Source organism: Candidatus Pelagibacter sp. Uisw_113 (assembly GCF_047717815.1).
Classification (GTDB): Bacteria; Pseudomonadota; Alphaproteobacteria; order Pelagibacterales; family Pelagibacteraceae; genus Pelagibacter.
On sequence record NZ_CP159809.1, the window covers coordinates 1,014,131 to 1,026,381 of the forward strand.

Sequence of the window (12,251 nt, forward strand, 5' to 3'; positions counted from 1 at the left end):
TAATTTATTACTAAACTATAGAACTTCAAGAAAAATTTAATCATATTTCTTAAGAAGATTTTTACTAATGAGCAAGCATTCTCTATCAATTTTGCCATTGACTAACTCTTGTCTAAATCTTCTTTGAAAAGCTTTGGTTACATCTCTTAAAAACCTATCATGGCTTGTACCTTTCCGTTTTTTTTTTGAATACCCAATTTTAAATAAATTATCAAAAAAAAATTTTTCTTCTAACTTGTTAATTTTAAGGTTTCTATTTTTTGTTAATTCTTGATTTTTTAATGTGTACCACAGGCCTATTTTATTTTTAGACAAGTATTCCCATGGAAATTTTTCTCCAGGATCTTTTTTTCTTTGTGGTGCTATATCTGAATGTCCTAAAATATTTTTAGAATTAATCTTATATTTTTTTATTAAAAATTTACTTAGTTTTAAAAGAGAAGAAATTTGTTTTTTAGAAAATTTTTTATAACCAAACTCATGCCCAGGGTTTGTAATTTCAATTCCAATAGAGTTTTGATTTAAAGATTTATAACTTTTCCATGAGGATTTTCCTGCATGCCAAGCTACGTACAAATCTGGCACTAAAGTGATTATATTTCCATTAGTTTTGATTAGATAATGGCTACTAACCTCAGATTGTATATTGGTAAGTTTGTTTATTGCCTCTAATTCTCTTTTCATTCCCGTATAATGAAAAATAATAAATTTGATTTGTTTGGATTTTCTTTTTTTGGGATTAAAATTTGGAGAATAATTTAATATTGTTTTTAATGCCATTTTTGGGTCATATTTAGAGCTAAATCTAGATTTACATTATGATTATAACTACTATATAATCAAACTGTAATGAAAAAAATTATATTAACTTCTTTAATTGCAATAATTCTCTCTTCTAATGTTAGCGCAGGAACAGATGGTGAGAATAGTTTGTCCAAAAATCCAAAACCAGTTAAAGATTGTTTTGAAAAATTAAATAGAGGAACTTTTGCTCTAAATCAAGGATTGGATAAAGCAATCTTCAAGCCTGTTGCAAAAGGTTATAGGACATTACCATCACAAGTAAGAGGTGGAACAAGCAATGTACTTGTTAATCTTAGTTCTCTTATAACCATCCCTAACAATATTCTACAAGGAGAATTTAAAACAGCAGGAGTTAATACAGGAAGGTTTATTATCAATACGACAGTGGGAATTCTTGGGATATTTAATGTGGCAAAAAAAATGGGTTTTTCTAAGTATGAAAAAGAAGATTATGGTCAAACTTTAGGTGTGTGGGGAGTGGGTGCAGGTTGCTATTTAGTGTTACCAGTTTTAGGACCTTCAACTATTAGAGATACTGCTGGTTCATTCATAAATGTATTGGGTGGAGATCCTTACTATAATATTTCAACTCATGGTAATAATGAATATTTAGATAAATCTGATTACATGTTAACAAAAGCTTTAACTGCTGTTGATTTTAGATCAAAAACTGTAGATTCATTTGATAATTTAGAAAAAAATTCTATGGATTTTTATGCATCTGTAAAAAGTTTATACCTACAAAATAGACAAAGAAAAATTAGAAATAAAAATCCAACTATTGAAGTTATATACGAAGGTGATTGGGAAGAAATAGTAAGCCAGTAAAATATAAAAAAATTAAAAGTTTACATAAGGAGAACTAGTGATATCAAAAAAAATCTTAACTATTATTTCATTTTTAATAATTTTTTTTTTTAGTATTGGAAAAGTATATTCAATTGAACCAGATATTTTTGTTCAATCAACAGTAAACAGGGCAGCAAAAACACTTGGTGGTAATCTTACAAAAGTAGAAAGAGTTGATAAACTTAAAGAAATTGCAAGTGATACAGTCGATATAAATGGTATTGGTTATTATACTTTAGGTGCTTATAGAAAGAATATTAACGATGAACAATTAAAACAATACAACCTTCTTTTTAGACAGTACTTTTTAAAAAGTTTTTCAAGTCGATTAGCTGAATACTCAAATCCTGAAATAAAAGTAGTGTCTAAAAAAAAATTAAATAAAAATTATACAATGGTTTCAAGTGTTTTAGTTTCAACAGAACAAAGGCCTGAAGTCAAAATTGATTGGAGAATCTATACTAAAAATCCAGAAAATCCTAAAATTAGAGATTTGATTATTGAGGGTTTAAGTCTTGCGAGAACTCAAAAAGAAGAATTTTCTTCTATCATTCAAAGTAATGATGGTGATATCAATGCTCTTTTTTCTACTTTTAAAGATTTTATTAAATAACTTTTTATAAAAATAATTTTTGGTGGGCCCACCAGGACTCGAACCTGGGACCAATACATTATGAGTGTACTGCTCTAACCAACTGAGCTACAGGCCCAAAAATTAAACTTTGATTATATTATAATGTAACTGATGTCTAGCATAGGTAAAAATTATTGATAATGGTGGGACTGGTTGGTTACGCTCCAACTACCCCTGCAATGTCAATGCAGTACTCTACTATTGAGCTACAGTCCCTTTGAAATCTTAACTTTCTAAAAAGCTTTTTAACTGTTTTGATCTGCTTGGGTGTTTTAATTTTCTAAGAGCTTTCGCTTCTATCTGCCTGATACGCTCTCTAGTCACTGAAAATTGTAGACCCACTTCTTCAAGAGTATGGTCTGTATTCATTCCAACACCGAATCTCATCCTCAGCACCCTCTCTTCTCTTGGTGTCAAAGTTGATAAAATTTTAGTCGTTGCTTCACTTAAATTTGATTTAATAGCTTGCTCTAAAGGTGCTAATGCTTTTGTATCTTCAATAAAATCACCCAAACTACTATCTTCTTCATCTCCCACAGGTTTTTCAAGAGATACTGGTTCTTTTGATATTTTTAAAACTTTTCTAACTTTGTCTAAAGGCATTCTTAATTTTTGTGCTAATTCTTCAGGTGTAGCTTCTCTACCAAACTCACTCAAAATTAACCTTTGGGTTCTTACAATTTTATTTATAGTTTCGATCATGTGAACTGGAATTCTTATTGTACGAGCTTGATCGGCAATAGATCTAGTGATTGCCTGTCTGATCCACCATGTAGCATATGTTGAAAATTTATAACCCCTTCTATATTCAAATTTATCTACAGCTTTCATTAGACCAATATTCCCCTCTTGAATAAGATCTAAAAATTGAAGTCCTCTATTTGTATATTTTTTAGCAATTGAAATCACCAATCTTAGGTTTGCTTCAACCATTTCTTTCTTAGCTATTCTAGATTCCTTTTCACCTTTCTGAACTCTGCTAACTAACTTCTTGTAATCTGTAACAGACATTCCAAGCTTGTGACTTATCTCTATTAATCTCTCTCTTATATTTTTAAATTCATCTTTATTTTTTGAAAAAAATTTTTTCCACATAGGGTTGGTATCAAGAAACTTTTTAAGATTTGGGTTAATTTCATTTCCTATATAAAACTTTATAAATTCATTTCTTGGAATTTTTTGATCCATTGCTAACCTCAAAAGATTTCCTTCTAATGAAACTATTTTTTTATTTTCAACATAATGTTTTTGAACTAATTCCTCTAATACAGATGGTGATAACTGAAGTGATATAATATTTTCTAAAATATCACTTACAATCTTTTCATGACCTTTTTCTTTAGCTGTTGAAAAAATTGTTGAATTTAAAATACAATCTAGCTTTTCTTTTTGATATTTAATTAATTTTCCATACTCTTTAGTTAAAGTATTGACAGTTTTTAAAACTTTAGGTTTAATCTCTGTTTCCATTGCTGCAAGGGTAGGATTAAACTCATCTTCATCGCCTGTACTTTCTTCATTTTTATCTGTTTCACCTGAATTTCTTTGCTTAGCACTTGGACCAGTATTTTCGTCCTCCATATAATTGGTATCAATATCTATAATTTCTCTGACTAAAATTTCATCACGTTGAAGTTTTTTATCCCATTCTATAAATTGTTCTGCTGTAACAGGGCTTTGTGCTAATGCAATGAGCATTACATCTTTTCCAGCTTCTATTCTTTTAGCAATCGCGATTTCACCTTCACGAGATAAGAGCTCAACTCCACCCATCTCTCTTAAATACATTCTTATAGGGTCATCGCTTTTCTCAATCGTCTTACCCTCTTCTTTAGATGAATTTTCCTTTTTTCTTAAAACTTTAAAATCAGATTTTTTTTCTACTAGTGCTACATTCTCATCAAGAATATGCATAAAAGCTTGCTCTAAATTTTCGTCTGAAAGATTTCTTTTGCCTAATGATTTGTTTAACTCATCAAAAGTTATAAATCCTCTATGAGTCCCACGACCCATAAGTCTAGCAAATGATTTTGTAATTATTCTTTCCACAATAGTATATTTGAAATGACTTATATAAGCGCAATTTGAGAAAAATCCACGTATTTTTTGAAGGATTTAATTGATGTTTTTTTGTTTTTTTAGCTCTCTTATTTCATTAAAAGTACTTTCGCTTAAATCTTTAGAGAACTTTGATTCAAGCTCTTCAATCCTAAACTCTAAATCGTAGTTTTTAAGGTCTCTAGAAACCTCCTCTAGCAACTCAAACATTTTATTTTGATCATTTTGATGATTATTCAAAATATGCTTTATCGAAGCAAATTTAAAAATTTTTTCAGTTAATTGAGGATCAATAGGAATTTGATCTAAGGTAAGTTTTTCTCCACTCTTTAGTTTAGTTATCAAAGTTTCAAGAATTAATTTATTTTCTTCACTAAATAGATTTATATTTTCAATCATGTGAATATTTCCTTGAAATAAATCTAAATTATTCATTATTAAATAAAGCAATGAAAACTCTTTAAGTTCCACACCACTCAATAATTTGCTTTCGTTAAAGTGTTTTTGAGTAGACTGTAATGATTTTATCTTTTTAGTATAAAATTGTTTTTTTCCTACATTGCTATGTGGAGTTAAAGATGAAATTTTCTCCAAGAAAAACTCTAGTACATATTTTTTTATAAAATTATCTTTTATAGTCGCAGCAATAGCTCTTAATTTTTTTTCAAAAATAGCCATTGATGAAGGATTGTTATCAGTTTGCTGTTTATAATGGTTAAATATAAATTGATGAATTGAGATTTTTGCTTGTTTAGTAAAATCAATAAAGTTTGCTTTACCATTTTTATTTGCATAACTATCAGGATCTTCGCCATCTGGTAAAAAAAGAAACGAAATTTGTTTTTCTGGTTGCAACTCTTTAATTGAATTTTCTGCTGCTCTAAGCGCTGCTTTGTATCCACTTTCATCACCATCAAAACAGATAATTATATCTTCAAAGAATTGGTTGAGCATTAAGATTTGTCTATCCGTTAAAGAGGTTCCAAGATTTGCTACAACATTCTCAATTCCATTTTTACTTAAACCAACTACATCCATATATCCTTCAACTAAATATACATGATCTATTTTATTTGATAATCTTCTAGCTAAATCTAAATTGTATAAGTTAGAGCCCTTTTTAAAAAAAGGTGTTTCAGGAGAATTAATATATTTTGCTGAATAGCTATTTTCTTGGATAGTTCTTCCTCCCAATCCAATAGGTTGGCCTGAAATATTATTAATCGGAAATATTATTCTATCTCGAAATCTTTCAACATATTTATTCTTTTTTTCATCTAAATAAAAAAGACCGCTTTCAACTAAAACTTTCTCACTAAATTCATCTTTTAATTTTTCATAAAAATTAGAGTTTCTTTCAACAAATCCAATCTTAAAATTTTTGACTTCATCTTTACTAAGGTTCCTTTTCTTTAAATAGTCTCTCGCGATAGTTAAGCTTTCATTTTTTAAAATTTCATCGTGATAAAATTGAACATATTGATTATAGATTGAGCAATACTCTTGCCAATTTTTTTCACGTTCTTCATCTTGTTTTGAAAATGTGTAAGGTCTCATACCTGCAAGATTTGCTAGTGATTTTACTGCTTCTCCAAATTTCAAATTTTGAGTTTTCATTACAAAATCAAAAATATTTCCATGCTCTGATGTTGCAAAACAATGATAAAATTCTTTTTCATCGTTAACTGTAAATGAAGGTGTTTTTTCAGTTTTAAAGGGTGATAAGCCTACAAATTCTTTGCCTCTTTTTTTTAGACTGACAGACTTTGATACAACTGTCGAAACTTTTAAACGAGTTTTAATTTCGTCTAAATACTCTTTTGGGTATTTCATTATTTATTCAATAGTTCTTTGAGTAATGGTCCGGCTTTAGCAAAATCTAGATTGTCAGGGTATGACTTTTTCAATTCCCCCATCACTTTACCCATGTCTTTAGTTGATGCGGCACCCAATTTACTTATTGTATCAACGCATATCTTTTTAGTTTCTTCATCGTTTAACTGCTGTGGTAAAAAACTAGATAAAAGATCAAATTCATTTTGCTCAACTTCTAGCAAATCCATTCTGTCATTTTTTTTATAGATATCTATTGATTCGGTTCTTTGCTTGATCATTTTCTTTAAAAGTTTTTTAATGTCCTCATCGTCTGTTTCTTTTTTGTCGGAGCCAGATCGATTGATAATATCAATATCTTTTATTCCAGATAAAATTAACCTATAGGTTGAGATTTCAACCTTATTTTTTGATTTTAGAGAATTTTTATAGTTAGTTTCAATTTTTTCTTTCAATGTCATAATATTTTTTAATCTACTGCAAAGTGAAAATTCTTCAAAAGAAAAATTGTTTTTTTATAATTTTATAATACATCTCTGTTGCGATAATTAAGGTTTTATTGTATTAACCTTTAACTCATGAGTTGTAATTGATCAAAAAAGCAAAAAAAATTAGCTCTAACAAAATCTCACAGATTCACACAGGCGTTTTAGTTCTTGAAAATAAAACTATCTTTAAAGGAGTTGGTATTGGCTATCAGGGGACTGCCACAGGTGAGGTTTGTTTCAATACTTCTCTAACCGGGTATCAAGAAATTATTTCAGATCCCTCTTATGCTGGGCAAATTATCAATTTTACTTTTCCACACATTGGTAACGTTGGAACTAATAAAGAAGATTTAGAGTCTGATAAAGTTTGGACAAAAGGTGTAATTTTTAACTCTGAAATAACAAGTCCTTCTAATTATAGATCTTTAGTTAATTTAGACATGTGGTTAAAAAAAAATAAAATTGTTGGGATCACTGGTTTAGATACCAGAGGTTTAACCAATTATATTAGAGATAATGGAGCGCCTAAAGGTACTATTTCTTTTTCTAATAAAGGCAATTTCAATATTAGTAAATTAACAAATATTACAACAAAATGGAGTGGGTTAAATAATTTAGATTTAGCTAAACAAGTGACTACTAAAAAAAATTATATTTGGTCAGGTTTTAAAACTTGGAAAAAAGAAACTGGTTACTTAAAAAATAAAAAAAACTCATTACATGTTGTTGCAATTGATTATGGAATTAAGAAAAATATCCTAAGATATTTTTCAGATCTTAATTGTAAAGTAACAGTGGTTTCATGCAAAACGAGTGTAAAAGACATCCTTAAATTAAAGCCAAATGGGATCTTTTTATCCAACGGTCCTGGTGACCCTGCGGCAACTGGAAAATATGCAATTGAAATTATTAAAGAATTAATCAAAAATAATTTACCTATTTTTGGTATTTGTCTTGGTCATCAAATTCTTGCCTTGGCACTTGGTGCAAAAACTAAAAAAATGAAACTAGGTCATAGAGGTGCTAATCATCCAGTTAAAAACTTAATTAAAGATAATGTTGAAATTACCAGTCAAAATCATGGTTTTGAAATTGTAAGAGCAACATTACCAAAGAATATTGAAGTAACTCATAAGTCTTTATTTGATAATTGCATTGAAGGAATTAGATTAAAAAATAAACCTGTTTTTTCTGTTCAATATCACCCTGAATCAAATCCAGGACCACAAGATAGTGTTTACTTATTTGAAGAATTTATTAACAACATAAAAAAAAATGCCAAAAAGAAAAGATCTTAAAACTATATTGGTCGTTGGTGCTGGACCAATAATCATAGGTCAAGCATGTGAGTTTGACTACTCAGGGACACAAGCCTGTAAGGCCCTTAAAGATGAAGGTTATAAAGTTATTTTAATTAACTCTAATCCTGCAACTATCATGACAGACCCTGGTGTTGCAGATAAAACTTATATTGAGCCGATAACTTTGGAGGTATTAGAAAAAATTCTAAAAAAAGAAAAACCAGATGCAATTTTACCAACTATGGGTGGCCAAACTGCTTTGAATTTAGCAATGGAAGCGGAGAAAAAAGGAATTCTTAAAAAATATAAGATTGAGTTAATTGGTGCTAATTCTAAGGCAATCTCTAATGCAGAGGATAGAAAAAAATTCAGAAAAAACATGCTAGATATTGGTTTGGACTTACCAAAATCTAAGGTGGTAAATCATATTAGAGATGCAGCAAAAGCTTTAAAACAAATTGGATTACCTGCAATAATTAGACCTGCATTTACTTTGGGTGGTTTGGGTGGAGGAATTGCCAAAACTGAAAAAGAATATCTTAAAATAGTCAAGGATGGTTTGCACGAGTCTCCGGTTAGTCAAATTCTAATAGAAGAATGTCTTGAGGGTTGGAAAGAATTTGAAATGGAAGTTGTTAGAGACAAAAAAGATAACTGCATAATTATTTGTTCTATTGAAAATATTGACCCGATGGGAATTCATACCGGCGATTCTATTACTGTCGCTCCTGCCCTGACTCTTACTGATAAAGAGTATCAGATAATGAGAAATGCTTCGATTGCTTGTCTTAGAAAAATTGGAGTAGAAACTGGTGGATCTAATGTTCAATTTGCAATCAATCCTAAAGATGGCAGAATGGTTATCATTGAAATGAACCCAAGGGTTTCAAGGTCTTCAGCTCTTGCATCTAAAGCAACAGGGTTTCCAATTGCAAAAGTTGCAGCAAAACTAGCTGTTGGTTACACGCTTGATGAGTTAAAAAATGAAATTACCAAAACAACACCTGCTTCTTTTGAGCCTAGTATTGATTATGTTGTAACCAAAATACCAAGATTTACCTTTGAAAAATTCTCTACTTCTGAGGCAATTCTTGGAACCTCAATGAAGTCAGTTGGTGAGGCGATGGCAATTGGTAGAAACTTTAAAGAATCTCTGCAAAAAGCATTGGTTTCTCTTGAAATTGGCTTTTCAGGCTTAGATCGAATTTTTCCACTTAACAAAAAAGAAATAGAAAAAGAATTGAAAAAAAATATTCCAAACAGAATATTGTTAGCTGCTGAAGCGTTTAGAAAAAAAATAAACATTAAAAGAATTCACCAGCTTTGCAAAATAGACCCTTGGTTCTTAGAACAAATAAAAGAAATTGTTGATGAAGAAAATAAAATACAGAAAAAAGGTCTCCCTAAAGACTACAATGAATTTAATAGAATTAAATCAATAGGTTTTTCTGATAAAAAATTATCTGAAATTACTAAAATTTCTGAAGACCTTGTTAGAAAAAAAAGAACTGCTTTAAAAGTATTACCAGTTTACAAAAAAGTAGACACCTGTGCTGCTGAATTTAAATCTTTCACGCCTTATATGTACTCAACATACCAAAGAAATTATGCTTTGAATTCAGAGTGTGAAGCAGAGCCTTCTTCAAGAAAAAAAATTATAATTTTAGGTGGTGGACCAAATCGTATAGGCCAAGGAATTGAGTTTGATTATTGTTGTTGCCAAGCAAGTTATGCTCTTAAAGATAGTGGTTTTGAAACTATAATGATTAACTGTAATCCTGAAACAGTTTCAACAGACTACGACACAAGTGATAGGCTTTATTTTGAACCTCTTAAAGAAGAATATGTTTATAATATTATTAAAAAAGAACAGCAAAAAGGAAACCTTGTTGGGATTATTGCTCAGTTTGGTGGACAAACTCCTATAAGACTTGCTAAATTTTTACATGATAACAATCTTCCAATTCTTGGAACGCAGTACACCTCTATAGATTTAGCTGAGGACAGAGATAGATTTCGAAAATTACTTGATAGATTAAAATTAAAACAAGCAGAGAGTGGTATTGCCAAAACTTACAAGCAAGCCATTCAAATTGCTGAGAAAATTGGTCTGCCATTAATGGTGAGACCTTCTTATGTGTTAGGTGGAAGAGCGATGGAAATTGTTCATGAGAAAAGCCAATTAAAAAACTTTGTAGAAGAGGCATTTAAAGCTGCAGAGGATAATCCAATATTAATAGATAAGTTTATTAGTCACGCTATGGAAGTAGATGTTGATGCAATATCTGATGGGAAAGAAGTTTTTGTTGCAGGTATCATGCAGCACATTGAAGAAGCAGGTATTCACTCTGGAGATTCTGCATGCTCTTTACCTCCTATATCTATTAAACCAAAGTTGATAACAGAAATAGAGGTTCAAACAAAAAAATTAGCTTTAGCTTTAAATGTTAAAGGCTTTATGAATATTCAATTTGCCATTAAAAATGATGAAATTTATGTAATAGAAGTAAATCCAAGAGCAAGCAGAACAGTTCCTTTTGTATCTAAAGCCAAAGGATTGCCTCTTGCAAAAATTGCCTCAAGGGTAATGACTGGAGAAAAGTTATCTAAATTTAATTTAAAGGGTAAAAATAAAAATTTATATGCAGTTAAAGAGGCTGTATTTCCTTTCAATAAATTCCCTAATAGTGACTTATTATTAGGGCCTGAGATGAAATCAACAGGTGAAGTTATGGGATTTGATAAAGACTTTGGTATGGCTTATGCAAAAAGCCAAATTGCTGCTTCAAACTCATTACCAACAAAAGGTTTGGCATTTATTTCTCTCAAAGATGGTCATAAAGACGAAGGTGTAGATCTAGCAAAACAATTAATAAAATTAAATTTTACTTTATGTGCTACGGGTGGAACTGCAGATTACATTCGTAAGCATGGAATAAAATGCAAAACAATAAACAAGGTTAGTGGAGGATCACCTCACATTGTTGATGTACTAAATTCTAAAAAAATTGCTTTAGTTATTAATACGGGTGGTGGAAATAGTGAGCACCGTCTTCATGATGCAATGGCTTTAAGAAGAGCAACACTAGGTAACAAAGTTCCTTATTGTACGAACATGTCTACTGCTCAAGCTTGCTTGATGGGGATTAGATCTTTAAAAACAAAAGAAATTACTGTTACAGCGCTTCAAGATATTTAATGTGAAGACAAACCAGTATTTGCAATACTGAAAATCATATCTTCATAACTCATATCAAGGTTTAGTACGCATGATCTATAGAAATAGCCTTTTCGAAGACCTGGCATTAAATTTGCTTCTATAAAATGAGGAGAGCCTAAATGATCCATTTTAATATCTATTCTACCTAAAGATTTTCCACCTAAAGCTTTGAACGAATCTTTTGCTAATTTAGAAAGTTTGTCAAAGACCGCAACATCTGAAACAAGAATTACGCTCTCTTCATCATTTTTTTTAACATCAAAATCAAGAATGCAATGACCGTCTACATTTTCTTTTACGATAATTTCTATTGGCATAGCTCTTAAAGTTCCGTCAATACTATCTTCAAAAATACCAACACTATATTCTTTTCCTGCTAAATATGTTTCGACTAAAGAAGGTGAGTTTTGCTTTATTTTAATGTCTAATACTTTTGAGGTAAAATCTTCAAAATTAAATACAATTGAATTTTTATCCACACCCCTGCTATCTCCACCAGTTACTGGTTTTATAAAAAGGGGAAATTTTATTGGTATTGATGATTCTTTTAAGTATTCACCAGGGTTTGTTATAAAAAAATCTGCAGTTCTAATATTATTTTTTTGCATAATTTTTTTTGCTCTATTTTTATCACTTTCATTATCAAGAGCTGCTTTACTTGAGGCGATATATGGAATTTCAAACATCTCTAAATAATCATTTAGCCATATTTTCCTATTATTAAAAAAGAAATACTTAACACCAGAGAATACTAAATCAGGCTTTCTTTTAACTAGGGCTTCAAGATCTTCTTCTGAATTAATTTCAGTAATTAAAACATTTTTATATCGTTTAGATAAAATCCTTAGAACATTTTTTTCTTCTAGAATAATTCCGACATTATCTTGATGTGAATTTACCTCTCCAAAGTTAGGGACTACGACTATTTCTATAGTCTTACTAATTTTTATTGGAATAATATTATTTTTTTTTAAAGGTAAAATATTACCTATTTCTGGAATTCCTTGTTTAGCTATGTCTTTTATAATCATAATAAATCCAACACATAACCCACGCAAAAAAGC

At 29.9% G+C, this 12,251-nt stretch carries 9 protein-coding genes and 2 tRNA genes; 4 read left to right on the forward strand and 7 right to left on the reverse strand.

All coding sequences use genetic code 11. The annotated features are described in order from the left end of the window. Positions 1-36: 36 nt before the first annotated feature. Positions 37-780 carry an N-acetylmuramoyl-L-alanine amidase gene (locus tag ABXT39_RS05470; RefSeq protein ID WP_415294742.1) on the reverse strand — a complete coding sequence of 248 codons (744 nt, stop codon included), beginning with the start codon at positions 778-780 and terminating at the stop codon, positions 37-39. Between the two features lie 69 nt (positions 781-849). On the opposite strand from ABXT39_RS05470, the gene ABXT39_RS05475 reads away from it, so the two are divergent. Both ABXT39_RS05475 and ABXT39_RS05480 read left to right on the forward strand, forming a co-directional pair. Next, a complete protein-coding gene (locus tag ABXT39_RS05475; protein ID WP_415294743.1) occupies positions 850-1,632 on the forward strand; it encodes a VacJ family lipoprotein in 783 nt (260 codons plus the stop codon). 37 nt (positions 1,633-1,669) lie between these two features. Next, positions 1,670-2,266, forward strand: coding sequence for an MlaC/ttg2D family ABC transporter substrate-binding protein (locus ABXT39_RS05480; RefSeq protein WP_415294744.1), 597 nt, complete (start codon positions 1,670-1,672; stop codon positions 2,264-2,266). Between the two features lie 20 nt (positions 2,267-2,286). Here ABXT39_RS05480 and ABXT39_RS05485 read toward each other — a convergent pair. The 5 genes from ABXT39_RS05485 to ABXT39_RS05505 form a co-directional block, all read right to left on the reverse strand. Further along, positions 2,287-2,363 (reverse strand) — tRNA-Ile (locus ABXT39_RS05485). A gap of 65 nt (positions 2,364-2,428) precedes the next feature. Next, positions 2,429-2,503: transfer RNA gene (locus ABXT39_RS05490), tRNA-Val, on the reverse strand. A gap of 9 nt (positions 2,504-2,512) precedes the next feature. After that, positions 2,513-4,336 carry an RNA polymerase sigma factor RpoD gene (rpoD, locus tag ABXT39_RS05495; protein ID WP_415294745.1) on the reverse strand — a complete coding sequence of 608 codons (1,824 nt, stop codon included), beginning with the start codon at positions 4,334-4,336 and terminating at the stop codon, positions 2,513-2,515. A 66-nt stretch (positions 4,337-4,402) separates the two neighbouring features. Further along, positions 4,403-6,178 (reverse strand): DNA primase, encoded by a 1,776-nt coding sequence (gene dnaG, locus ABXT39_RS05500; protein ID WP_415294746.1) that lies wholly within the window; start codon positions 6,176-6,178, stop codon positions 4,403-4,405. Continuing rightward, positions 6,178-6,639 carry a GatB/YqeY domain-containing protein gene (locus ABXT39_RS05505; RefSeq protein ID WP_415294747.1) on the reverse strand — a complete coding sequence of 154 codons (462 nt, stop codon included), beginning with the start codon at positions 6,637-6,639 and terminating at the stop codon, positions 6,178-6,180. Before ABXT39_RS05505 ends, dnaG begins: the two co-directional genes overlap by 1 nt. Positions 6,640-6,767: 128 nt before the next feature. Here ABXT39_RS05505 and carA point away from each other — a divergent pair, with 128 nt between their 5' ends. Together carA and carB are read left to right on the forward strand one after the other, a co-directional pair. Further along, the gene (gene carA / locus ABXT39_RS05510) at positions 6,768-7,964 is read left to right on the forward strand and encodes a glutamine-hydrolyzing carbamoyl-phosphate synthase small subunit (RefSeq protein WP_415294748.1); all 1,197 of its coding nucleotides are present in this window, start codon (positions 6,768-6,770) and stop codon (positions 7,962-7,964) included. Further along, on the forward strand, positions 7,942-11,166 hold the full coding sequence (gene carB / locus ABXT39_RS05515) for a carbamoyl-phosphate synthase large subunit (RefSeq protein WP_415294749.1): 3,225 nt from the start codon (positions 7,942-7,944) through the stop codon (positions 11,164-11,166). Before carA ends, carB begins: the two co-directional genes overlap by 23 nt. Here the strand turns inward: carB and ABXT39_RS05520 are convergent. Then, a complete protein-coding gene (locus tag ABXT39_RS05520) occupies positions 11,163-12,218 on the reverse strand; it encodes a D-alanine--D-alanine ligase (protein ID WP_415294750.1) in 1,056 nt (351 codons plus the stop codon). The two genes, carB and ABXT39_RS05520, sit on opposite strands and share 4 nt — an antisense overlap. Between the last annotated feature and the right edge of the window lie 33 nt (positions 12,219-12,251).

Coding starts and splice junctions, on each gene's coding strand:
- ABXT39_RS05470 (WP_415294742.1), bottom strand. CDS start 780: ATGGCATTAAAAACAATATTAAATTATTCTCCAAATTTTAATCCCAAA.
- ABXT39_RS05475 (WP_415294743.1), top strand. CDS start 850: ATGAAAAAAATTATATTAACTTCTTTAATTGCAATAATTCTCTCTTCT.
- dnaG (WP_415294746.1), bottom strand. CDS start 6,178: ATGAAATACCCAAAAGAGTATTTAGACGAAATTAAAACTCGTTTAAAA.
- ABXT39_RS05505 (WP_415294747.1), bottom strand. CDS start 6,639: ATGACATTGAAAGAAAAAATTGAAACTAACTATAAAAATTCTCTAAAA.
- carB (WP_415294749.1), top strand. CDS start 7,942: ATGCCAAAAAGAAAAGATCTTAAAACTATATTGGTCGTTGGTGCTGGA.
- ABXT39_RS05520 (WP_415294750.1), bottom strand. CDS start 12,218: ATGATTATAAAAGACATAGCTAAACAAGGAATTCCAGAAATAGGTAAT.